This window comes from Streptomyces sp. MJM8645, from assembly GCF_001625365.1.
GTDB lineage: Bacteria > Actinomycetota > Actinomycetes > Streptomycetales > Streptomycetaceae > Kitasatospora.
The window spans coordinates 6,483,381-6,504,788 of sequence record NZ_LJJF01000001.1 but is presented as its reverse complement, the minus strand read 5'-3'; the positions used below and the strand labels follow the sequence as shown (position 1 = coordinate 6,504,788).

Below are 21,408 nucleotides of genomic sequence, written 5' to 3'. Positions count from 1 at the left end.
CCCGGCACCCCCAAGGAGCCCCGACCATGCACCTGTTGACCTACTGCACGGACGGCGACGAGACCCCGCGCCTCGGCGCCCGGCTCGGCGACCAGGTCGCCGACCTGACCGCCCTCGCCACCGCCGCCGACGCCCGGCTGCCCGACGGCCTGCTCGGCCTGGTCCGGGCCGGCGAGGCCGCGCTGACCACCGCCCGCACGCTGCTGGCCCACGCCGGTCCCGGCCACCCCGCCGTCCGCCCGCTCGCCGAGGTGTCGCTGCGCGCACCCCTGCGGCCCGGCAAGATCGTCGGCGTCGGCCTCAACTACGTGGAGCACGTCGCCGAATCGCACCGCACCCTGGACACCGAACGCGAACTGCCCGACCGGCCGGTGCTGTTCAGCAAGCCCGCGACCGCCGTCACCGGCCCGGGCCAGCCCATCCGGCACAACGCCGACCTGACCAAGCAGCTCGACTGGGAGTGCGAACTCGCCGTGGTGATCGGCGAACCGGCCTTCCGGGTGGCCGAGCAGGACGCCTGGCGGCACGTCTTCGGCTACAGCATCGTCAACGACGTCAGCGCCCGCGACCAGCGCCGCTCCGGGCAGTGGTTCTTCTCCAAAGGGCAGGACAGCTACGCACCGTTCGGCCCGGTCGTGGTCACCGCCGACGAGATCCCCGACCCGCAGGACCTCGACCTCTCACTCAGGGTCAACGGCGAGCTGCGGCAGGACTCCAACACCCGCCACATGCTGTTCGGCATCGCCCGCCTGATCGCCGACATCTCCTCCGGCGTCACCCTCGAACCGGGCGACGTGATCGCCACCGGCTCCCCGTCCGGCGTCGGCGCCGGCCTGGTGCCACCGCAGTTCCTCCAACCCGGCGACCTGGTCGAGGCCACCATCGAGCGGATCGGCACCCTCGCCAACCCGGTGGTCGACGCCCGCTGAGCGGAGCACCCCACCCCGGCCAGCTCCCGAGAGGAGCCCCAGCACCCCATGACCACCTACCGGATCGGCCAGATCGTCCCCAGCTCCAACGTCACCATGGAGACCGAGGTCCCCGCCCTGCTGCGGGCCCGCGAGGCGGTCGCGCCCGAGCGGTTCACCTTCCACTCCAGCCGGATGCGGATGACCAGGGTCACCCCCGAACAACTGCGCGCCATGGACGCCGAGTCCGACCGCTGCGCGGCCGAACTCTCCGACGCCCGGGTCGACGTGCTCGGCTACGCCTGCCTGGTCGCCGTGATGGCCACCGGGCCCGGCTACCACCGCGAGGCCGAACAGCGCCTGCACCGGCGCACCGCCGAGAACGGCGCCCCCGCCCCCGTGGTCACCAGCGCGGGCGCCCTGGTGACCGGCCTGCACACGCTCGGCGCCAAGAAGGTCGCCCTCGTCACCCCGTACCTGCGGCCGCTGGCCCGGACCGTGGTCGACTACCTGGCCCACGAGGGCATCGAGGTGCTCGACTACGCGGCCCTGGAGATCCCCGACAACCTCGACGTGGCCGCCCACGATCCGGCGCGGCTCCCCGCCATCGCCCGGCGCCTCGCCCACGCCGAGGCCGATGTGGTGGTGCTCTCGGCCTGCGTGCAGCTGCCCTCGCTGTCCGCCGTCGAGGAGGCCGAGCAGCAGCTCGGCAAGCCGGTCGTCTCGGCGGCGATCTGCACCACCCACCAACTGCTGCGCGCCCTCGGCCTGCCGGCCGTCGCCCCCGGCGCCGGGCACCTGCTCTCCGGCGCCTACGCCCACGCCTGACGCGGGGCTCCCACCGCTATGATCACCACGAGCTGCCGGGGAGGAGGCGCACCATGTCGGAGAGCACGCCCCGGCCCAGCTCCCTCATCCACACCGTGTACGGCGAGTTCGTGCGCCGCCTCGGCGGCTGGATCTCGATCGCCGACCTGATCGCGCTGATGGCCGAACTCGACGTCGACGGCCCGGCGGTGCGCTCGGCCATCTCCCGGCTGAAGAAGGCCGGCACCCTGTTCCAGGAGCGCCGCGACGGCACCGGCTACCGGCTCGCCCCGGCGATGGGCCCGGTCTTCGAGGAGGGCGACCGCCGGATCTTCCACAGCCTGGAGCCCGCCGAACTCGCCGACGGCTGGGTGGTCGCGGTCTTCTCGGTGCCCGAGTCCGAGCGCGCCCACCGCCACCAGCTGCGCTCCCGGCTGAGCTGGCTCGGCTTCGGCAACGCCGCCCCCGGCGTCTGGCTGGCGCCCGCCCGGCTGCTGCCGGACGCCCGGCGGCTGCTGGAGCGCCTCGGGCTGAGCGCCTACGTGCACCTGTTCCTGTCCGCCGAGTACGCGGGCTTCGCCGAACTACGCACCGCGGTGGCCGGCTGGTGGGACTTCCCCGCGATCGAGGCGCAGTACGCGGCCTTCGACGACGCCTGGCGCCCGGTCGCCGCCGAACTGCGCGGCCGGCCGCGGGTCGACCCGGTCGAGGCGTTCCGCGACTACGTCCCGATGCTCACCCAGTGGCGCCGGCTGCCCTACCTGGACCCGGGCCTACCCGAACCGCTGCTGCCCGCCGACTGGAACGCCGTCGCCGCGCGGGCCGTCTTCACCGAGCTGCACGCGCTGCTCGCCGAGCCCAGCCTGCGGCACGTCGAGAAGGTCACCGGCCTGCCGGCCGGCGCCCCACCCCACCAGGAGCCGCGATGACCGACCCCGCCCCCGCCGACCTCCTCGTCCGCGCCGCCGCCGTCCACACCCTCGTCCCCGGCCGGCCGCCGCAGCGGGCGATCGCCGTCACCGGAGCGCGGATCACTGCCCTGTCCGCCGACCCGCACGGCCTGGACGACCTGATCGGACCGGACACCGAGGTCCTGGACGCCCCCGCCGCCACGGTGCTGCCCGCCTTCGACGACACCCACACCCACCTGATCCTGGCCGGCCACAGCGTCCACGGCGTCCCCGTCCACCGGGCCCGCGACCTCGCCGCCTTCCTCGACCTGATCCGCGAACGCGCCGCCCGGACCCCGCCCGGCCAGTGGATCCACACCACCGTCAACTGGCAGGAGGTGCTGCTCGCCGAACAGCGGCTGCCCACCACCGCGGAACTGGACGAGGCCACCGCCGACCACCCCGTCCTGGTCCGCCGCGGCGCCTACAACATGGTGCTCAACTCGGCCGCGCTGCGCCTCGCCGGCATCACCGACGACACCCCCGACCCGCCCGGCGGCCTGCTCGAACGCGACGACCGGGGGCGGCTCACCGGACGGCTGGTCAACAAGGCGGTCGAACTGGTCGAGCGGGTGCTGCCGCGCCCCGCGCTCGCCGAACGGGTGGCCGGCCTGCGCGCCGCCTCCGCCGACTACGCCGCCACCGGCATCGGCACCGTCCGCGACTGCCTCGTCCCGGTCGAGGACCTCGACGTGCTGCTCGCCGCCCGGGCGGCCGGCGCGCTCGCCGTCCGGGTCCGGGCGCTGGTCTCCGGCTTCGCCGCCCGCACCCCCGAACAGGTCGACGAGCTGCTGGACCGGATGGACGCCTGGCGCGCCGCCGGCGAGGACGACGACCTGCTGCGACTGTGGGGGGTGAAGTTCGGCATCGACGGCGGCTTCGAGGCCGGCGCGCTGGAGGAGCCGTACCAGGACCGGCCCTGCTACCACGGCCGGCTGCTCTGGGAGCCGAAGGAACTGGTCGCGGCCGTCGACCGGGTGGTCGGGCGCGGCTGGCGGGTCGGCGTGCACGCCTGGGGCGACCGCGGCCTGCGCACCCTGCTGGACGTCTTCGAGGAGGTACTCGACCAGCGCCCCGGCCTGCCGCCCGGCACGCTGGTGGTCGAGCACGGCGGGCTGGCCCGGGCCGACCAGCGGGCCCGGGCGATCGCGCTCGGCATCCCCGTCACCGTGCAGCATCCGCTGCTGCACGACGGCGCGCTCGCCCAGCAGCGGGCCTGGGGCGAGGAGCGCACCGCCGGGATCTTCCCGCTGCGCGAATGGCTCGACGAGGGCGCGCTGCTGGCCGCCGGCTCGGACTTCCCGGTCGGCCCGTACGGCGCGATGGTGTCGGTGTGGGGCATGACGACCCGCCGGACCACCGCCGGGGTGGTCGGGCCCGAGCACGCCGTCGACCGGGCCGAGGCGGTCGCGCTGCACACCGTCCACGCGGCCCGGCTGATGGGCGAGAGCGCCGAACGCGGCAGCCTGCGGCCGGGGGCGCTGGCCGATCTGACGGTGTGGCCGGTCGATCCGCTGAGCTGCCCGGTCGACGTGCTGCGCGAGCTGCGGCCCGAGCGCACGGTCGTCGGCGGGCGGACCGTCCACCCCGCTCCCGCGTAACGGTCCACCACCACCGCGCACCGGGTCCAGCAGCACGAGCCGGACCCGGTGGTGGAACGCCACGGCGGCAGGGCAGTGCCCGGGGCGTGGCACCACCCTGCCGCCGAAACGTTCGACCGCCGGGGCCGTCAGCCCCCGACGTAGGCCGCGAGGTGCTCGCCGGTGAGGGTGGAGCGGGCGGCGATCAGGTCGGCGGGCGTGCCCTCGAAGACGATCCGGCCGCCGTCGTGGCCGGCGCCCGGGCCGAGGTCGATGATCCAGTCGGCGTGTGCCATCACCGCCTGGTGGTGCTCGATGACGATGACCGACTTGCCGGAGTCCACCAGCCGGTCGAGCAGCCCGAGCAACTGCTCGACGTCGGCGAGGTGCAGGCCGGTGGTCGGCTCGTCGAGGACGTAGACGCCGCCCTTCTCGGCCATGTGGGTGGCCAGCTTGAGCCGCTGCCGCTCGCCGCCGGACAGCGTGGTGAGCGGCTGGCCGAGGCTGAGGTAGCCGAGCCCGACGTCGGCGAGGTTGGCGAGGATGCGGTGCGCGGCCGGGATGCGCGCCTCGCCGGTGCCGAAGAACTCCTCGGCCTCGGTCACCGGCATCGCGAGCACCTCGCTGATGTCACGGCCGCCGAGGTGGTACTCCAGCACCGAGGCGTCGTAGCGCTTGCCCTCGCACTCCTCGCAGGTGCTGGCCACGCCGGCCATCATCGCCAGGTCGGTGAAGACCACCCCGGCGCCGTTGCAGTTGGGGCAGGCGCCTTCGGAGTTGGCGCTGAACAGGGCCGGCTTGACGCCGTTGGCCTTCGCGAAGGCCTTGCGGATCGGCTCCAACAACCCGGTGTACGTCGCCGGGTTGCTGCGCCGGGAGCCGCGGATGGCGCCCTGGTCGACGGACACCACGCCCGCGCCCTTCGGGATCGAACCGTGTACCAGCGAGCTCTTCCCGGAGCCGGCGACGCCGGTGATCACGGTCAGCACCCCGAGCGGGATGTCGACGTCGACGTCGCGCAGGTTGTTCGCCGTCGCGCCGCGGATCTCCAGGGTGCCGTTCGGCTCGCGCACCGCCTTGCGGACGGCGGCCCGGTCGTCGAAGTGGCGGCCGGTGACGGTGCCGCTGGACCGCAGCCCCTCGACGGTGCCCTCGAAGCAGACCGAGCCGCCCGCCGTCCCGGCGCCGGGGCCGAGGTCGACGACGTGGTCGGCGATCGCGATGGTCTCCGGCTTGTGCTCCACGACCAGCACCGTGTTGCCCTTGTCCCGCAGCCGCAGCAGGAGTTCGTTCATCCGCTGGATGTCGTGCGGGTGCAGGCCGGTGGTGGGCTCGTCGAAGACGTACGTGACGTCGGTGAGCGCCGAGCCGAGGTGCCGGATCATCTTGACCCGCTGCGCCTCGCCGCCGGACAGCGTGCCGGAGGGCCGGTCGAGCGAGAGGTAGCCCAGCCCGATCTCCACGAACGAGTCGAGGGTGTGCCGCAGGGTCCCGAGCAGCGGCGCCACGGCCGGCTCGTCGAGGTCGCGGACCCAGGCGGCCAGGTCGCTGATCTGCATCGCGCAGGCGTCGGCGATGCTGGTCCCGCCGATCAGCGACGACCGGGCCGCCTCGCTGAGCCGGGTGCCCCCGCAGTCGGGGCAGGCGGTGAAGGTGACCGCCCGGTCGACGAACGCCCGGATGTGCGGCTGCAGCGCGTCCCGGTCCTTGGTGAGCATCGACTTCTGGATCTTCGGGATCAGCCCCTCGTAGGTGAGGTTGACCCCGTTGACCTTGACCTTGGTCGGCTCGCGGTGGAGGAAGTCCTGCATCTCCTTCTTGGTGTACTTGCGGATCGGCTTGTCCGGGTCGAGGAAGCCCGAGTTCGCGTAGATCCCCACCGTCCACCAGCTGTCGGTCTTCCAGCCGGGGATGGTGATCGCGCCCTCGGAGATCGACTTGGTGTCGTCGAAGAGCTGGGTGAGGTCGATGTCGGACACGCTGCCGCGGCCCTCGCAACGCGGACACATGCCGCCGGTGATGCTGAAGCTGCGCCGCTCCTTGACGGTCTTCCCGCCGCGTTCGACGGTGACGGCGCCCGCCCCGCTGATCGAGGGGACGTTGAAGGAGAACGCCTTGGGCGAGCCGATGTGCGGCTGCCCGAGCCGGCTGAAGAGGATCCGCAGCATCGCGTTGGCGTCGGTGGCGGTGCCGACCGTGGAGCGGGGGTCGGCGCCCATCCGCTGCTGGTCGACGATGATCGCGGTGGTCAGCCCCTCCAGCACGTCGACCTCGGGCCGCGCCTGGGTCGGCATGAAGCCCTGGACGAAGGCGCTGTAGGTCTCGTTGATCAGCCGCTGCGACTCGGCGGCGATCGTGTCGAACACCAGGGAGCTCTTGCCGGAGCCGGAGACGCCGGTGAACACCGTCAGCCGCCGCTTCGGGAGCTCGACGCTGACGTCCTTGAGGTTGTTCTCGCGCGCGCCGTGCACGCGGATCAGGTCGTGACTGTCGGCACCGGGTGCCGCCGGCGGCTGCGCGGCCGTCCTCGTGGGCTTGCTCATCGTCTTCCCCATCTGTGCGGCGGAGCCGCCGTCGCGGTGGATGATCGCCAGCCGCCGCACCCGGGAGGGGAGCCCCGTCCACCGGTGCCGGCCAGGCATGGCGGAAGCCTAACCGCCGCCCCGGAGACGGCCCGGCCGGTGGGCCCGCGGATCGGCGTCCGGTACCGGCCGCATGGCGTGGCACGACCGCCGGGGCGGCCGGACGGGGGAAGCCCGCCCGACCGCCCCGGCGGGCGTCAGTCCTTCACCGCCCCGGACGGCTCAGTCCTTCACCGCGCCCGCCAGCCCGGACACCAGCTTGCGCTGGACCGCGATGAAGAAGATCAGCACCGGCACCGTCATCAGCGTCGACGCCGCCATGATGCCGCCCCAGTCGTTCTCGTCCGGCTTGAAGAAGACCAGCAGCGCGGACGGCAGGGTCTGGTTCTGGGTGGCGCTGATGATGAAGGTCTTCGCGAAGACGAAGTCGTTCCACGCGGCGATGAAGGAGAACACGCTGGTCGCGGCGAGGCCCGGCGCCACCAGCGGCAGCAGGATCCGCCACAGGATGCGGGTGCGGCTGGCGCCGTCGATCTGCGCGGCCTCCTCGATCGACACCGGGACGGCCGCGACGAAGCCGCGCATCATCCAGATGCCGAACGGCAGCGAGAACGCCAACTGCACCAGGATCAGCGAGGCGAGGGTGTTCAGCCCGATGCCCGGCGCGAACCGGCCGGCGTCACGGAACATGAAGAACAGCGGGATGGTGAGCGCCTCGACCGGGATCATCTGGGCGATCAGGAACATCACCATGATGGTGGTGCGGAACCTGAACCGGAACCTGGTCACGGCCACCGCCGCCAGGAACACCACGACGGCCGAGAGCACCACCACCGACACCGCGATCACCAGGCTGTTCACGAAGTACCGGCCGAAGCCGTCCACGCTGAGCACCTGGCGGAAGCTCTCCAGCGTGGGGTGGGCCGTCCACGGCTTCGGGTCCAGCGACCGCACCTCGCCCTTGGGCTTGAACGCGGACAGCACCATCCAGAAGATCGGGAAGGCGGTGACCACGGCCAGCACGATCGCGCCGGTGTTGGCGGCGAGCCGCCAACGGCCGCGGGTGTTACGGGTGTTACGGCTCCGGGTGGTGCGGCTCCGGGTGGTGCCGGTTCCGCCGGTGCCGGTCCGGGAGTCCCGGACGGGGTTCAGGGCGCTCACAGTTCGTTCCCCGTCCGTCGCAGGGTGCGGATGTAGAGGACCGTCGGGATCACCAGGATCAGCAGCATGATCACGCCGATCGCCGCGCCGAGCCCGTACTGCGAGGAGGCGAACGCCTTCTGGTACGCGTACACGTTGAGCACCAGGTTCTGGCCGGCGATGCCGCCGCCCTCGGTCATCACGTAGATCTGGGTGAAGACCTTGAAGTCCCAGATCACCGACTGGATCACCACGATGGTCAGGATCGGCCGCAGCATCGGCGCGGTGATCCGGCGGAAGGTCGTCCAGGTGTTGGCGCCGTCCAGGGCGGCGGCCTCCATGATCTCCTCCGGGATCGCCCGGATCCCCGCGTAGAGGGTGACCATCACGAAGGGGAAGGAGTGCCACACCACGACGGCGCCGACGATCAGGAACGCCGTCCACTTGTCGTAGAACCAGTTGAACTCGTGGAAGCCGGTGAGCCCGAGCTTCACCAGCGTGTGGTTGACCAGGCCAAGGTTGGTGTCGAACAGGAAGCTCCACACCGTCGAACCGGTCATCGCCGGCGCCGCCCAGGCCGCCATCGCGGCGGTGGTCAGCACCAGCCTGGGCCACCGCCCGACCTTGGTCAGCAGGACGGCGAGGGTCGCGCCGACGGCCAGGGTGGCGACCACGCAGAACGCGGCGAAGCCGACCGTCTGCAGCAGCACCGACCAGAACTGGCCGTCGCTCAGGATCTTCGAGTAGTTGCCGAAGCCGACGAAGGAGGTCGGGGCGCCCCCCGAGGCCTGGGCCTGCCCGAAGTCCAGCACGGACAGCAGGCCCAGCTGGTAGATCGGGTAGGCGACCAGCGGGATCAGGATGACCGCGGCCGGCAGGAGCAGCAGCAGCGGGGGCCGGCGGCGCCGGCCGCCCGAGGGTGCGGCCGGCGCCGTGCCCCCACGGCGCCCGCGCGGGGAAGGCGGCGCCGTCGGGGCGGTCGTGGTGGATGCGGACACGTGCGGGACCTGCTCTCTTCCGCGGACCGTGAGGTCGGTGCGGGACCAGGAGGTGGTACGGGACCAGAGGTTGGGGGTGGGTGGGCAGCCGCCGTCAGTGCGCGGCGAAGGCCGAGGTGATCTGGTTCGCGGCGTCGCCCGAGGCCTTCGCCACGTCCGCCTTGCCGGTGACCACCTGCTGCAGCATGGTCGGGATCACCGCCTGGGCGTCGATCTGCGCCCACGCCTGGTCGAGCGGGACGAACCTGGTGCCGGCCGCGATGGTGTCGGTGAAGGGCTTCAGGAAGGCGTCCTTGGCGGCGACCTTGCCGCTGACGGACTTGAGCGTCGGCAGGTTGCCCATCGCGTCGTACATCTGCTCCTGGTACGCCGGGCCCGCCAGCAGTTCGGCGAATTCGAGGGCGAGCGTGCGGTGCTTGGCCGCCTTCATCACGCCGAGGTTGTTGCCGCCCGCGAACGCCGGGGCGATCGAGCCGGCCTTCTCCCCGGGCAGCGGCACCACACCGTACTTGCCCTTCACCGGGCCCCCGTCGACCTTGCTGCGGCTGGAGTTGGGCAGGATCGCCATCGCCGACTTGCCGGCCGCGAACAGGTCGACGGTCTTGCCGCCGGTGAGGTCGGCGCACTGCTGGGCGGGGCAGCCGTCGGCGCCGAAGAGATCGGTGTAGCGCTTGATCCCGGCCTGCGAGGCGGGCGAGTTGATGGCCGCCTTGTACGCGGAGCCGTCCTTGGCGGCGATGTCGCCGCCCGCGTCCCAGACGAACGGCAGCGCCCCGAAGGTGTACTTGCCGCCGACGGCGATGCCGAAGGTGTCGGGGTGCGCGGCGTGGATCTTCTGGGTGGCGGTGACCAGTTCGGCGTACGAGGTCGGCGGGGTCAGCCCGGCCTCGGTGAACAGGTCGCTGCGGTAGTAGAGCGCGCGCACGGCGACCCACCAGGGCAGGCCGTACGTCTTGCCGTCCACCACGGCGGTCTTGACGATCGCCGGGTCGAGGTCGCCCTTGTCCTGCCACTTGTCGAGGTCGGCGCCGATCTCGGCGAGGCCGCCGGCCGCGACGTAGCCGGGGAGGTCGGTGTTGCCGAACTCGACCAGGTCCGGGGCGCTGCCCGGGTCGTTGAAGGCGCCCTTCATCTTGGCCGCGCGGGCGGAGGCGTCGGTGTCGATGTAGCTGACCTTGACGGTGACGCCCTGGTGGGAGGCCTGGAACTCGCTCACCGCCTTGCCGACCACGGCCTCCTTGGCCGCGTTGCCCGCCTCGTTGTACAGCCAGACCTGGAGGGTGCCGGTCCGGTCGTCGGCGGCCTTGTCGCCGGCCGGCGCGGCGGTGCCCGGCGCGCAGGCGGTCGCGGCGAGGCAGCTGGCGGCGAGCACGGCGGCCGCGGCAGTCCGTCTGATGAGTCGCATGGGTGGAGAACCTCCCCTCCCGACAGTTGCCGCCGAGACGTGCGCCGCTGGGGACGGGTACGTCGAAGCAGGCCCTGACCGGGGCCGATGGTGGGTGTGGGTGGAGGACGGCCCGGACGCGTTGGGGGGCGTCCCGGGCAGGCCGGTACGGGGGTGCGGCAGGGCGGACCGTTCGGGTGGGGCGGCGTCGCCTGCTCGATGGCAGGGACGTTAAGCGCGGGCGATCGGCGCCAACAAGAGGGGGTTCGGGAAGTTTTGCACTGCACAACGTTGTGTCGAAGAAGCGGCGTTGCGAACGCGAACGGGTACCTTCTGACAACCGCCGCCGTCGAGCGGGGGAACACCGGCAGAACGCGGCATCAGCACACGGCAGCAGTACACGGCAGTAGCACTCGACAGCGGAACGAGACAGGGGACGGACCACCCATGACGGAGACGGGGCCCGACGCGGAGACCGAGCGGCCCGCGGGCACGGCGGCCGACAGACCCACCGGCGCGGCGGCCGAACGGCCCTCGGGCGCGGCCGCCGGGCGCAAACCCGCGACCGAACGCAACCAGTCGTCCTCGCTGCGCCGCGCGCTCGCCGTCCTCGGCCACGTCCGCGACCACAGCGACGGGCGCGGCGTCCCGCTCGCCCAGCTCGCCGAAGCGCTCGGCCTCAACAAGAGCACCGTGCTGCGGCTCGCGGGCCCGCTGCTCGACGAGCACCTCCTCGACCGCGACCGCGAGACCGGCTGGTTCCGGCTCGGCCACGGCTCACTGCGCCTCGGCCAGGCCTACCTCTCCACCCTCGACCTGCGCAGCGTCGCCGCCGAACACCTGCGCCGGCTCCAGCGCGAGGCCGGCGAGACCGTCCACCTGACCGTCTGGCAGGCCCCCGGAATCGTCTACCTGGACAAGGTCGAGGACGAGACCAACGTCCGCATGGCCTCCCGCGTCGGCAGCCGGGCCCCCGCCTACTGCACCGCCACCGGAAAGGCCATCCTCGCCTGGCTGCCCGACGAGGCCGTCACCGAGGTCGTCGCCGCGGGCCTGCGCCCGGTCACCGCCTGGACCATCTCCGACGAGACCCGGCTGCGCGCCGACCTCGCCCGGATCCGCGCCCGCGGCTACTCCATCGACGACCGCGAGAACGAACCCGAGGTCCGCTGCGTCGCCGCACCGATCTTCGACCACGCCGGCGAGGTCACCGCCGCCCTGTCGGTCTCCGGCCTGACCTCCCGCATGACCGCCGCCCGCGTCCGCGCCCTCGGCCCCGTCGTCGCCCAGGCCGGATTGCGGATCTCCCGCGAACTCGGCTCCGACCGCCAGCCGTCCTGAATCCCCGGCGGAACTCGCCCGCCCCACCAAGTCCTGACCGCGCACCGAAACAGCCCGAAAAAGCGAATGAGGCCCGGCGCCTTTTGAAAGGCACCGGACCTCGTCCGACTATTGGAGCGCCAGGCCCGGGTCGCACGGACTCTTCCTACTGAAAGTAGGACGTGCTCTGGTAGCACCACTGACGCCTGACGAGGAATCATCTCCCTCGCGACACCCAGAACAATACCAGCCCCACAGCCACACACCGAACCCCCGCCAACCCGCACCCCAAAAGCAAACAAGGCCCGGCACCCTTTGAAAGGCACCGGACCCCGTCCGACAATTGGAGCGCCAGGCCCGGATCGCACGGACTCTTCCTACTGAAAGTAGGACGTGCTCTGGTAGCACCACTGACGCCTGACGAGGAATCATCTCCCTCGCGACACCCAGAACAATACCAGCCCCACAGCCACACACCGAACCCCCGCCAACCCGCACCCCAAAAGCAAACAAGGCCCGGCACCCTTTGAAAGGCACCGGACCTCATCCGACAATTGGAGCGCCAGGCCCGGATCGCACGGACTCTTCCTACTGAAAGTAGGACGTGCTCTGGTAGCACCACTGACGCCTGACGAGGAATCATCTCCCTCGCGACACCCAGAACAATACCAGCCCCACAGCCACACACCGAACCCCCGCCAACCCGCACCCCAAAAGCAAACAAGGCCCGGCACCCTTTGAAAGGCACCGGACCCCGTCCGACAATTGGAGCGCCAGGCCCGGATCGCACGGACTCTTCCTACTGAAAGTAGGACGTGCTCTGGTAGCACCACTGACGCCTGACGAGGAATCATCTCCCTCGCGACGAGAAGTACAGTACCAGCTCCGTGATCAGGCACCGAACCGGAGGCGAACCCCGCATGACGAGCGCTCAACCCGAGGCCATCCCGTACGCCGACGGGCGGCTGATGGACGTGCACCGCCCGCCCGCCGGCACCGTCGGGCCCGCGCCCGTCGTACTGCTGTGGCACGGCCGGGGCCCTGACGAGCGCGACGTGCTGCGGCCGCTCGCCCGGGAGGCCGCCGGGCTCGGCCTGCTGGTGCTCGTCCCGGACTGGCGCTCCGACCTGCCGGACGGCGGCCGCGCCGAACTGCTCGCCTCGCTCGCCCACGCCCGCCGCACCGCCGCCGCGTACGGCGGGGACCCGGACCGCCTGGTCCTGGCCGGCTGGTCGCTGGGCGGCCGGGAGGCCATAGCCGTGGCCACTCACCCGGGCACCCCCGCCGAGCAGCGTCCCATCGCCGCCGTCGGCATCGCCTCCAGCTACGCCCGCCCGGCGATCACCACCGGGGACGCCCCCCTCGACCTGCTGGCCGAGCAGCCCTCCCCCGTCCCGCTCTGGCTGGTCCACGGCACGGAGGACGGGGTGCTGGACATCGAGCACACCCGGCAACTGAGCGCTGCTCTGGCAAAGCAGAGGTCGGCGGTACGGGTTCTCGAACCCGCCACCGACCACGCGGGCGTCGTCATGACCGTGTACGACGCCGGCGCCGACCGCTGCCTCCCCACCACCACCGAAACCGTGCTGCGCGCCGGCCGCCGGACCGCCGCCGTCCTCGCCGAGGCGGCCGGGCTGTCGTAGGTGGGCGAGCTGTCGTAGGTGGGCGGCGCCGCGGGCGGGCGCGGCCTACCGCCCCCCGACGAGGGAGCGCAGGCCGTGGCCGCGTTCCATGGCCTCCAGGTCGCGCTGCAGCGGCGGCCGGGGGACGGCCAGGACGGGGCAGCTCGCGTGCCGGACGCAGTAGGCGGCGACGGAGGGGCGCAACGCGCGGGAGAGGCAGCCGCGGCTGCTGCCGGCGCCGAGGACGAGCAGGTCGTCGGGGTGGTCGGCGAAGCGGACCAGGGTGTGTCCGGTGTCGCCGCGGACGGCCTGGCAGCGCAGCCGGACTCCGGCGTAGCGGCCGGCGAAGGCCTCGTCGAGGGCTTGCCGGAGCCGGGCGACGGCGGCGTCGCGGCCTGCGGTGATGGCGGCCGGGCAGGGTGTGCGGCGGTAGCCGATCTCTTCGCCGGGTGAGGTCCAGCAGAGGAGGGCGAGGACCTCGGCGTCGGTGCGGTGGGCTTCGGCGACGGCGTGGTGGAGGGCGGCGAGGCTGCCGAGCGAGCCGCTGACGCCGACGACGATCCGGCCCGCGCGGTCGGCCCGCTCCGCTGCCTCGTCCGCGCCGGATATCTCGCTGTCCGCCATGGTTCGCCCCGCCTCTCGGTCCGTACCGCCGTGCCGTGCTGTCGTCCTCCAGCAAAGCGGGCCGGCACCGTACCTCCGGCGCCCGTTGACACGCCTCTGACGCGCGCGCGGGCGTTCCGTACGTGTCCCTGATGCTCCGGGGCCGCTACGGCGTGAAGCAGCTCGCCTACGCCCCGGGTGGTTCGGCTTCCCAGAGGTCGGCGAACATCCGGTCGAGGTGTTCCTCGCCGATCGGGGGGACGGGCAGCGGGTGGATGGCCTGGGCGCGGAAGCCGTCGAGGAGCAGGGCGAGGTAGCGGCGCCAGAGGTCGGGGCGCAGGTCGGTGGTGGCGGGCAGGGCGCGGCAGAGCGGGCCGAGCAGGAAGAGCAGGTCCATGGCGACCACGTCGCGCCGCATGGTGCCCTGGTCCTGGGCGCGGGCGATGAGGGCGCCGACGGTGGCGGCGTTCCGGCGGCTGATCTCGATCATGCCGGGGATGGTGGGGATGGCCTGGGTGACGAGGTCGTTGATGCCCCGGTCCGCGGCGACGAGTTCGAAGATGCGCTCGAAGTAGCGTTCGAGGGCGGTCCAGGCGTCCGCGGCGGCGAGGGCTTCCTCACCGGCCCCGGCCAGGCCGACGGCGGCGTCGGCGAACACCTCGCCGATCAGCGCCTCACGGGTCGGGAAGTGGCGGTAGAGGGTGGCGTTGCCGACGCCGGCCTCCTTGGCGATCTGGTCCAGCGGGACGTCGAGGCCGTGCCGGGAGAACATGCCGCGGGCGGCGGCGAGCAGCAGATCGCGGTTGCGCTGGGCGTCGCGCCGGAGCCGTCCCGGGGGGTTCGCGCTGCTCGGTGCCATGTCCCGACCCTAGCAATCCCGGGGGCGGGCGGTCGGGCGGCGGTCGGGGGGCGGTCAACTACCCTACGGAGGCGTTGATTCCGCACGGGGTCCGCGGCGGCCCGCGAGGGGCTGCGGTGAGTCGAGGGGGCGGCCATGGCCGAAGTGGTGGAGTTGCGGTACTACCCGGTGAAGGGGTGTGCCGGGGTCGAGGTGGCGCGCGCGGAGCTGACTCCGGCGGGGCTGGCCCACGACCGGGCGTTCATGGTGGTGGACGAGGACGGGGTGTTCCGTTCCCAGCGCCGGGACCGCCTCCTGGCCACGGTCCGCCCGACGGTCGGGGAGGACGGCCGCCGGCTGACGCTCGACGCCCCGGGCGTGGAGCCGGTGACCGTCACCGTGGACACCGAGGGTCCGCGCCGGGCGGTGCAGCTGTTCGGCGCCCCGTTCTTCGGGATCGACCAGGGCGAGGAGGTGGCCGGCTGGCTGTCCGGGGTGCTGGGTGTCCGCAGCCGGCTGGTCCGGGTGCCGCCGGAGCACGACCGGGTGTCCGACGGGCTGGTACCGGGCACGTCCGGCTACGCCGACAGCTGCGCGGTGCACCTGCTGTCCCGTGCGTCGCTGGAGCGCTTCAACGCGCTGAGCGGCGAACTCCCCATGTCGGTGGACCGGTTCCGCCCGAACGTGGTGGTGGACGGCTGGGACGAACCGCACACCGAGGACCTGACCCGCCGGATCACCGTGGGCGGCGCCGAGCTGGCCTACGCCAAGCTCGCGATCCGCTGCTCGGTGACGCTGGTCGACCAGTCGACGGGCGCCAAGGCCGGTCCGGAGCCGCTGCGGACGCTGGCCGGCTACCGCCGGGCGGCGGGCGGCGGGGTCGCGTTCGGCAGCAAGTTCGCTGTGCTGCGGCCCGGCACGCTGCGGGTCGGGGACGAGCTGGTGGTGGACGCCTGGGGGCCGTCCGAGCTCTGAGGCCGGTCGCGGCGGGCCGCCGGGGCGGGGGTCGCCCCTGGCGTTCCTGCGGGCCCGGCGGCCCCGGCGGAGACGTGCGCCGGGGCCGGGAGGGGCGTGGGGCGCGTGTCAGCAGCCCTGGTCGATCAGCGAGAACGTGACGTAGTGGTCACCGGTGTAGTAGTCCTCCTGGGTCGCCTGGCCGGTGATGATCCGGCGGGTGCCGCGGGTCGGGGCACCGGGCGTGATGACGGTGTACTCGTGGTAGTAGCCGTAGGACTGGCCGGGCAGGACGTGCTCCCTGTTCTGGAACACGACGCCGTCCTGGGAGTACGGGAACGGCCCGTCGGTGGCGATCAGGTTGAGGGTGTCGGTCGCCTCGGGCGGGAGGGTGGACAGACACACCGTGCCGCTCACGTCGGCGTGCGCCTCGGTGGCGACGGCGACGGGCGCGAGGGTCATCAGGGCGACGGCGGTGACGGCGGCAGCGCGGGTCTTCCACGCGCGTAGAGTGCGGGTCATGTCCACCAGTGTGACCAGCCACCGACAACTCCGGAAGCCCTGCGACAAACTATTAACCGACGGGTAACTCACTTGCCTGACCAGCGACTTGAGCCGTATCCCGACCCCGGCCCGAGCCCCGCCGGAGCCGTCCACGAACCGCCCGGACACCCCATGGGTCGACCGCCGTCGAACTAGCGACCTGACCGCTGTCGGCCTCCTCACAGCTTCCTCACGTTCGCTCCCCGCTCCAGTCGCGCCGCATAGAGTGACGGATCATGTCGGGCCGGAACGACCGCTGACGGGGTGGGCATGAACACGGGGACAACGGGCACGGGAACGGGCGCGGGAGCGCACCCGAGCCCGAGTGCGGGAACGGGCACGGGCGCGCCGCTGACCGCGCGGCAGCTGATCGGACTGCTGGTCGACCCGGGCGCCTTCCAGGGCTGGGACGACCCGCCGACCGACCCGCCCGCAGGCCCGCCCGCCGACCCCGGCTACCGCGCCTCACTCGACCGGGCCCGCGCACGCACCGGTCTCGACGAGGCCGTCCTCACCGGTGCCGGCCTGGTCGGCGGGCGACCGGTGGCGCTGGTCGCCTCCGAGTTCGGCTTCCTCGGCGGCTCGATCGGCGTCGCCACCGCCGAGCGGATCACCCGCGCCGTCGAGCGCGCCACCGCCGAGCGGCTGCCGCTGCTCGCCCTGCCCGTCTCCGGCGGGACGCGCATGCAGGAGGGGTCGGCGGCCTTCCTGTGCATGCTGCGGATCACCGCCGCTGTCCAGGCGCACCGCGCGGCCGGTCTCCCCTATCTCACCTATCTACGGAACCCGACCATGGGCGGGGTCTTCGCCTCCTGGGGCACGCTCGGCCAGCTGGTGTTCGCCGAGCCGGGCGCCCGGCTCGGCTTCCTCGGCCCGCGCGTGTACGAGGAGCTGCGCGGCGTGGAACTGCCCCCGGACGTGCAGCGGGCGGAGACGCTCGCCGGGCGCGGCCTGGTGGACGCCGTCGTGCCGCCGCAGGAGCTGCGCGAGCTGGTCCGCCGCACGCTCGCCGTGCTCGCCACCACCGCGCCCGCCCCGGGCAGCGCCGACGCCGGCGGCACCGGCGCTCCCGGCCCCGGCCCCGACCACACCCCCGACCACACCCCCGACCACACCCCCGACAAAACCGCCGACGAGACCGCCGAACGCCCCGACGCCTGGGATTCCGTGCGCCGCACCCGTCGCCCCGACCGCCCGGGCACCCGCGAGCTGCTGCGCCACACCGCCGAGGAACTGGTGCTGCTGGACGCCCCCGGCGGGCGGGACGGCGCGCTGGTCCGCGCCCTCGCCGTCCTCGGGGGTCGGCCGGTGCTGGTGGTCGGCCAGCAGCGGCAGACCCCGGAGCACGAGCGCCCGTTCACCGCCGCCGACCTGCGGGCCGTCCGGCGCACCGCGCGGGTCGCGGAGCAGCTGGGGCTGCCACTGGTCACGGTCGTGGACACGGCCGGGGCCGAACTGTCCGCGCAGGCCGAGCTGGACGGGATCGCGGTCGAGATCGCGCACTGCCTGACCACCCTGCTGGCGCTGCGCACGCCCGTCCTGGCTGTGCTGCTCGGCCAGGGCTCGGGCGGCGGCGCGCTGGCGCTGCTCCCGGCCGACCGGGTGCTCGCCGCCGGGCACGCCTGGCTGGCGCCACTGCCGCCGGAGGGCGCGTCCGCGATCGTCCACCGGGACGGCGGGCACGCCGCCGAGCTGGCCCGCTCCCAGGGCATCGGCGCGGGCCACCTGGCGGAGGTCGGGCTGGTGGACGAGGTGGTCGAGGAGCGGCCGGACGCGGCGGACGAGCCGGAGGCGTTCTGCGCACGGCTCGGACGGGCGGTCGGTGCCGCGCTCGGCGGGCTGGCGGCGCTGCCGGAGCCGGACCGCCTCGCGGCGCGGGCACTGCGTCACCGCCGCCTCGGCGATCTCCGCTGAACGTCGGCGACCGCCGCTGAACCCCTGGTGGGGGCCGTCGATCTCCGCCGCAGCCCGACGGTCTCCCCCGGGCCCCAGCGGGTGTGGCGCCGGTCTCAACGGGGGCGAGATCGTCTGTACCCAACGTGCCGGCCGCAGACCGGCGGGTGACGGCCGCAGCGGCCCAAACGGTGAGTGCGCTCACACCGGAATGCGGTCCACGACGGGCGATAGTGGCAGCTTCCGGGCACCCGCGCCACAGCCTGCCGACGGGGTGTTCGCACAGGTCACGACCGGTCGGCGCGCCCCGCGCAGCCGGCCCTTCGAATCCACGGCGGCCGCCCCCCGTACGACCGGGGGTCGTAACAAGGGGGTCTTGGCGGCGCCCGATCCGGCATGCCAACAATGGCTCAGTCGTCAGCCGCACCGGCACCTGTCCCGCCGGTAGCGACTTACTGCCAGGTCACGCCCCACGATCGTTTCGGCCCCTGTCCGGCCGTGGTCCAAGGCGGGGCGTGACCCGGCCCAACCTGATTGAGGTCCTGTTCTAGATGCCCACTTTCAAGCTCCGTATGCGCACTTCCGCCGCGATCCTCGCCGGCGCCGCCGGTCTGACCGCCCTGGGCGCGGGTGTGCTGCCCGCCACCGCGAACGCCGCCACCCTGTCCCCGCAGGCCGTGGCCGCCCAGATCGTCCCGGCGAACCAGCTGGCCTCCTTCAGCCAGATCATCGCCCACGAGTCCAGCTGGAACGTGACCGCGACCAACGCCAGCTCGGGCGCGTACGGCCTGGCCCAGGCGCTGCCGGGCTCCAAGATGGCGACGCACGGCTCCGACTGGAAGACCAACGCGACCACCCAGATCAAGTGGGCGCTGGACTACATGAACACCCGCTACGGCAGCCCGAACGCCGCCTGGAACTTCTGGCAGGCCAACCACTGGTACTAAGCCGACCACCTCGGCTCACCGGACTCCACCCGCATCCTGACCACTCCCCCCTCACCCCGGGGGTCGGACAGGGATCACCGGGGTGACCCCAGAGGGCCCGGGCCCGCGCGATCCGCGTGGCCCGGGCCCTCTCGTGGTTCGCGCACACCTCTCGCAGGTCGCGCGGCGCCTCCCGCCGTTCGCCCAGCCCGCGCCCCGGCTCGCCGCTCAGAGCTCGCCGGTGAGCCCGAGCAGTTCCCGCATCCGCGCGTACTTGGCGGCCAACCGCTCGGCGGTGGCGGCGTCCAGCGCGGCCAGCCGGGCCGGGTCCGAGTTGTGGGCGAGGTCGGCCCGCTTGACCAGCAGCGCGCCCGGCGTGGCCAGGACCCGCGCGGTGTACGCCTCGACCGGCTCGTCGGGGCGGCGGGTGAGCGCGTCCACGATCGTCTTGGTGGCCCCCGGCAGCGCGGCCCCCGCCAGCCACTCCCGGCTCAGCCGGTCGTCCTCGACGGTGTCGTGCAGCCAACCCGCCGCGATCTGGGCGTCGCTGCCACCGCGCGCGGCCGTCCCGTGCGCGACCGCCGCGATGTGCTCGCCGTACGGGTGGCCGTTCTTGTCGACCTGCCCCTCGTGCGCGCGGCGGGCGATCGCCTCCACCTCGGCCAGGCTCAGGTACTCGGGTTCCGTCGGCGCGTTCTCGGGCTCCATCGGCTCATCGTAGGCCCGTGGTCTGCCCGTTCACGCTCACTGGTTTACTGCCCCGGGGCGGGAGACCCCCGGCCCACCCGGCAGACTGTCCGAGCGATCCGAGGAACCATGCCATCCCTGCACCCCCTGCTGTCCGGATTCGCCCCGATCTGGGCGCTGACCGGGATCGGCTACCTGGTCGGCCGGACCGGGCTGCTCGGGCCGCACGCGGAGCCGGTGCTCAACCGGTTCGTCTTCCACGTGGCGATGCCGGCCTCGCTGTTCCTGATGATCGCCCGCACCCCGCTGGACCACTTCGCCAACCCCTCGATGCTCGCCTTCACCGCCGGCACCGTCGTCTCGATCGGCCTCGGGCTGCTCGCCGGGCGCCTGCTGTTCCGGCGCAAGACCGGCGAGTTGGCGATCGGCGCGATGGCCTGCGGGTACGTCAACTCGGCCAACCTCGGCATCCCGGTGGCGATGCAGCTCCTCGGCGACGCCTCCTTCGTCGCGCCGGTGGTGCTGTTCCAGATCCTGGTGGTCACGCCCGCGGTGCTGGCCGTCCTCGACGGCGGCGCGGCCGGCCGCCGGGCCCTGCTCACCCTGCCGCTGCGCAACCCCATCCTGTTGGCCACCGCGCTCGGCGCCGCCGCCTCCGCCGGCGGGCTGCACCTGCCCGCCGAGCTGAACCGTTCCTGCGAGCTGCTCGGCGGCGCCGGCGTGCCGACCGCCCTGGTCGCCCTCGGCATGTCGCTGCACAACCGCCCGCCGGCCACCGGCCGTTCGCGCCACGCCGAGGTCGGGCTGACCGTCGCGGTCAAGACCCTGATACAACCGCTGGTCGCCTTCGCGGTGGCCGGCCCGCTGCTCCACCTCCCTGCGCACCAACTCCTCACCGTGGTGCTCTTCTCCGCCCTGCCCACCGCGCAGAACGTCTACGTCTACGCCCGCGAGTACGGGCAGGGCACCGGGCTCGCCCGGGACTCGGTGCTCTGGTCGACCCTGGCGTCGATGGCGACCCTGTCGGTGATCAGCTGGTCCCTCGCCGCGTAGCCGGAGCCTTCCGGAGAGGTGACGGCCACCCGTACACGGCACGACAGTTGTCACCCGCGAGCCGTACAAAAGCGGGGAACCGGGGCCCTCGCCGGGCTCCCGGTGGAATGCTGGCGGCCATGAGCCAACCGGACCTTCGTTCCGCAGAGTTCCACCACTGTCCGTCCGTCGTCACGCTGCCGCAGACGGACGTGGACCACTACAACACCGTTCCGCGCGGCGCCTTCCTGATCGATCCGCGCCTGCGCTGCGACCTCGCCGGCGGGCACGGCGGCACCCATTCCGCGCTGGTCCAGGGCGTCGGCTTCGACCTGCACTGGGCGTCCTGGCCCGAGTACCTGGTCGAGGTCGGGCCGCGCTGCCCGGCCGTCGGCCCGCACGAGGGGCCGGAGCCGCCGCGCGACCCCAACATCTGCCTGCTTCGCGAGGACCACCCCGGGCCGCACTACGGCGAGACCTGGTTCTGACGCCCCGCCGGTCGCTCCACCAGACCGGTGGTGCCCGCCGAGTCCAACCGCAACGCCTTCCCGAGCCGGCCCGGGGGCACCGCCCGGCCGGCCCGGGAGGCGTCCAACAGACGGATCAGCGCCCGCAGACCGGTCGGGTGCCTCCTTACACCC

18 protein-coding genes, 1 tRNA gene and 1 pseudogene are annotated in these 21,408 nt (G+C 73.1%); 11 read left to right on the top strand and 9 right to left on the bottom strand.

All coding sequences use genetic code 11. The features are described 5' to 3' along the window. Nucleotides 1–26 precede the first annotated feature (26 nt). Genes A6F73_RS27705 through A6F73_RS27690 form a run of 4 tightly spaced genes read left to right on the top strand, consistent with a single transcriptional unit; the run spans nucleotide 27 to nucleotide 4,266 of the window. The gene (locus tag A6F73_RS27705; protein WP_063350260.1) at nucleotides 27–929 is read left to right on the top strand and encodes a fumarylacetoacetate hydrolase family protein; all 903 of its coding nucleotides are present in this window, start codon (nucleotides 27–29) and stop codon (nucleotides 927–929) included. A 48-nt stretch (nucleotides 930–977) separates the two neighbouring features. After that, nucleotides 978–1,736 carry a hypothetical protein gene (locus tag A6F73_RS27700; protein WP_063350259.1) on the top strand — a complete coding sequence of 253 codons (759 nt, stop codon included), beginning with the start codon at nucleotides 978–980 and terminating at the stop codon, nucleotides 1,734–1,736. Nucleotides 1,737–1,789: 53 nt separating this feature from the next. Then, a complete protein-coding gene (locus tag A6F73_RS27695; RefSeq protein WP_063350258.1) occupies nucleotides 1,790–2,644 on the top strand; it encodes a PaaX family transcriptional regulator C-terminal domain-containing protein in 855 nt (284 codons plus the stop codon). Further along, nucleotides 2,641–4,266 (top strand): amidohydrolase, encoded by a 1,626-nt coding sequence (locus tag A6F73_RS27690; protein ID WP_063350257.1) that lies wholly within the window; start codon nucleotides 2,641–2,643, stop codon nucleotides 4,264–4,266. The genes A6F73_RS27695 and A6F73_RS27690 overlap by 4 nt, the downstream gene beginning before the upstream one ends. Before the next feature lie 128 nt (nucleotides 4,267–4,394). Here the strand turns inward: A6F73_RS27690 and A6F73_RS27685 are convergent, their stop codons facing one another. The 4 genes from A6F73_RS27685 to A6F73_RS27670 form a co-directional block, all read right to left on the bottom strand. Next, nucleotides 4,395–6,788 (bottom strand): excinuclease ABC subunit UvrA, encoded by a 2,394-nt coding sequence (locus A6F73_RS27685; protein WP_079136375.1) that lies wholly within the window; start codon nucleotides 6,786–6,788, stop codon nucleotides 4,395–4,397. A 261-nt stretch (nucleotides 6,789–7,049) separates the two neighbouring features. Continuing rightward, nucleotides 7,050–7,853, bottom strand: coding sequence for a carbohydrate ABC transporter permease (locus tag A6F73_RS27680; protein ID WP_063351601.1), 804 nt, complete (start codon nucleotides 7,851–7,853; stop codon nucleotides 7,050–7,052). Between the two features lie 131 nt (nucleotides 7,854–7,984). Then, nucleotides 7,985–8,965 carry a sugar ABC transporter permease gene (locus A6F73_RS27675; protein WP_063350256.1) on the bottom strand — a complete coding sequence of 327 codons (981 nt, stop codon included), beginning with the start codon at nucleotides 8,963–8,965 and terminating at the stop codon, nucleotides 7,985–7,987. Between the two features lie 94 nt (nucleotides 8,966–9,059). Further along, nucleotides 9,060–10,370, bottom strand: a complete 1,311-nt coding sequence (locus A6F73_RS27670) for an extracellular solute-binding protein (protein ID WP_063350255.1) — start codon at nucleotides 10,368–10,370, stop codon at nucleotides 9,060–9,062. A gap of 426 nt (nucleotides 10,371–10,796) precedes the next feature. Here A6F73_RS27670 and A6F73_RS27665 point away from each other — a divergent pair, with 426 nt between their 5' ends. Continuing rightward, the gene (locus A6F73_RS27665; protein WP_079136066.1) at nucleotides 10,797–11,690 is read left to right on the top strand and encodes an IclR family transcriptional regulator; all 894 of its coding nucleotides are present in this window, start codon (nucleotides 10,797–10,799) and stop codon (nucleotides 11,688–11,690) included. A 1,419-nt stretch (nucleotides 11,691–13,109) separates the two neighbouring features. Next, a tRNA-Ala gene (locus tag A6F73_RS41685) sits at nucleotides 13,110–13,185 on the top strand. Nucleotides 13,186–13,357: 172 nt separating this feature from the next. Here the strand turns inward: A6F73_RS41685 and A6F73_RS27655 are convergent. Further along, a complete protein-coding gene (locus A6F73_RS27655; RefSeq protein ID WP_063350253.1) occupies nucleotides 13,358–13,915 on the bottom strand; it encodes a universal stress protein in 558 nt (185 codons plus the stop codon). 166 nt (nucleotides 13,916–14,081) lie between these two features. Further along, nucleotides 14,082–14,753, bottom strand: coding sequence for a TetR/AcrR family transcriptional regulator (locus A6F73_RS27650; RefSeq protein WP_063350252.1), 672 nt, complete (start codon nucleotides 14,751–14,753; stop codon nucleotides 14,082–14,084). A 135-nt stretch (nucleotides 14,754–14,888) separates the two neighbouring features. Between A6F73_RS27650 and A6F73_RS27645 the strand changes: the two genes are divergently transcribed. Next, nucleotides 14,889–15,707 carry an MOSC N-terminal beta barrel domain-containing protein gene (locus A6F73_RS27645; RefSeq protein WP_063350251.1) on the top strand — a complete coding sequence of 273 codons (819 nt, stop codon included), beginning with the start codon at nucleotides 14,889–14,891 and terminating at the stop codon, nucleotides 15,705–15,707. 108 nt (nucleotides 15,708–15,815) lie between these two features. Here A6F73_RS27645 and A6F73_RS27640 read toward each other — a convergent pair whose 3' ends face one another. Next, nucleotides 15,816–16,148 carry a ribonuclease gene (locus A6F73_RS27640; RefSeq protein ID WP_244293725.1) on the bottom strand — a complete coding sequence of 111 codons (333 nt, stop codon included), beginning with the start codon at nucleotides 16,146–16,148 and terminating at the stop codon, nucleotides 15,816–15,818. A 351-nt stretch (nucleotides 16,149–16,499) separates the two neighbouring features. Between A6F73_RS27640 and A6F73_RS27635 the strand changes: the two genes are divergently transcribed. Both A6F73_RS27635 and A6F73_RS27630 read left to right on the top strand, forming a co-directional pair. Continuing rightward, nucleotides 16,500–18,143 (top strand): carboxyl transferase domain-containing protein, encoded by a 1,644-nt coding sequence (locus A6F73_RS27635; protein ID WP_167745877.1) that lies wholly within the window; start codon nucleotides 16,500–16,502, stop codon nucleotides 18,141–18,143. 551 nt (nucleotides 18,144–18,694) lie between these two features. Next, nucleotides 18,695–19,069: a transglycosylase SLT domain-containing protein gene (locus tag A6F73_RS27630; RefSeq protein WP_244293519.1), complete on the top strand. Its 375-nt coding sequence runs from the start codon at nucleotides 18,695–18,697 to the stop codon at nucleotides 19,067–19,069. 207 nt (nucleotides 19,070–19,276) lie between these two features. On the opposite strand, the gene A6F73_RS27625 is transcribed toward A6F73_RS27630, so the two are convergent. Continuing rightward, a complete protein-coding gene (locus A6F73_RS27625) occupies nucleotides 19,277–19,756 on the bottom strand; it encodes an HD domain-containing protein (protein WP_063350248.1) in 480 nt (159 codons plus the stop codon). A gap of 108 nt (nucleotides 19,757–19,864) precedes the next feature. On the opposite strand from A6F73_RS27625, the gene A6F73_RS27620 reads away from it, so the two are divergent. Next, a complete protein-coding gene (locus A6F73_RS27620) occupies nucleotides 19,865–20,788 on the top strand; it encodes an AEC family transporter (protein ID WP_063350247.1) in 924 nt (307 codons plus the stop codon). Nucleotides 20,789–20,907: 119 nt separating this feature from the next. Beyond that, a complete protein-coding gene (locus A6F73_RS27615) occupies nucleotides 20,908–21,255 on the top strand; it encodes a hypothetical protein (protein WP_159398553.1) in 348 nt (115 codons plus the stop codon). Between the two features lie 11 nt (nucleotides 21,256–21,266). Here the strand turns inward: A6F73_RS27615 and A6F73_RS43425 are convergent. Next, nucleotides 21,267–21,395: pseudogene (locus tag A6F73_RS43425) on the bottom strand (MarR family transcriptional regulator); the annotation flags it as partial. Nucleotides 21,396–21,408: the final 13 nt, after the last annotated feature.

Bases quoted from the DNA above. Each gene is read 5' to 3' on its own strand.
- A6F73_RS27705 (WP_063350260.1), top strand. From the start codon at position 27: ATGCACCTGTTGACCTACTGCACGGACGGCGACGAGACCCCGCGCCTC.
- A6F73_RS27700 (WP_063350259.1), top strand. From the start codon at position 978: ATGACCACCTACCGGATCGGCCAGATCGTCCCCAGCTCCAACGTCACC.
- A6F73_RS27695 (WP_063350258.1), top strand. From the start codon at position 1,790: ATGTCGGAGAGCACGCCCCGGCCCAGCTCCCTCATCCACACCGTGTAC.
- A6F73_RS27690 (WP_063350257.1), top strand. From the start codon at position 2,641: ATGACCGACCCCGCCCCCGCCGACCTCCTCGTCCGCGCCGCCGCCGTC.
- A6F73_RS27685 (WP_079136375.1), bottom strand. From the start codon at position 6,788: ATGAGCAAGCCCACGAGGACGGCCGCGCAGCCGCCGGCGGCACCCGGT.
- A6F73_RS27670 (WP_063350255.1), bottom strand. From the start codon at position 10,370: ATGCGACTCATCAGACGGACTGCCGCGGCCGCCGTGCTCGCCGCCAGC.
- A6F73_RS27665 (WP_079136066.1), top strand. From the start codon at position 10,797: ATGACGGAGACGGGGCCCGACGCGGAGACCGAGCGGCCCGCGGGCACG.
- A6F73_RS27655 (WP_063350253.1), bottom strand. From the start codon at position 13,915: ATGGCGGACAGCGAGATATCCGGCGCGGACGAGGCAGCGGAGCGGGCC.
- A6F73_RS27650 (WP_063350252.1), bottom strand. From the start codon at position 14,753: ATGGCACCGAGCAGCGCGAACCCCCCGGGACGGCTCCGGCGCGACGCC.
- A6F73_RS27645 (WP_063350251.1), top strand. From the start codon at position 14,889: ATGGCCGAAGTGGTGGAGTTGCGGTACTACCCGGTGAAGGGGTGTGCC.
- A6F73_RS27640 (WP_244293725.1), bottom strand. From the start codon at position 16,148: ATGACCCTCGCGCCCGTCGCCGTCGCCACCGAGGCGCACGCCGACGTG.
- A6F73_RS27635 (WP_167745877.1), top strand. From the start codon at position 16,500: ATGAACACGGGGACAACGGGCACGGGAACGGGCGCGGGAGCGCACCCG.
- A6F73_RS27630 (WP_244293519.1), top strand. From the start codon at position 18,695: ATGCGCACTTCCGCCGCGATCCTCGCCGGCGCCGCCGGTCTGACCGCC.
- A6F73_RS27625 (WP_063350248.1), bottom strand. From the start codon at position 19,756: ATGGAGCCCGAGAACGCGCCGACGGAACCCGAGTACCTGAGCCTGGCC.
- A6F73_RS27620 (WP_063350247.1), top strand. From the start codon at position 19,865: ATGCCATCCCTGCACCCCCTGCTGTCCGGATTCGCCCCGATCTGGGCG.
- A6F73_RS27615 (WP_159398553.1), top strand. From the start codon at position 20,908: ATGAGCCAACCGGACCTTCGTTCCGCAGAGTTCCACCACTGTCCGTCC.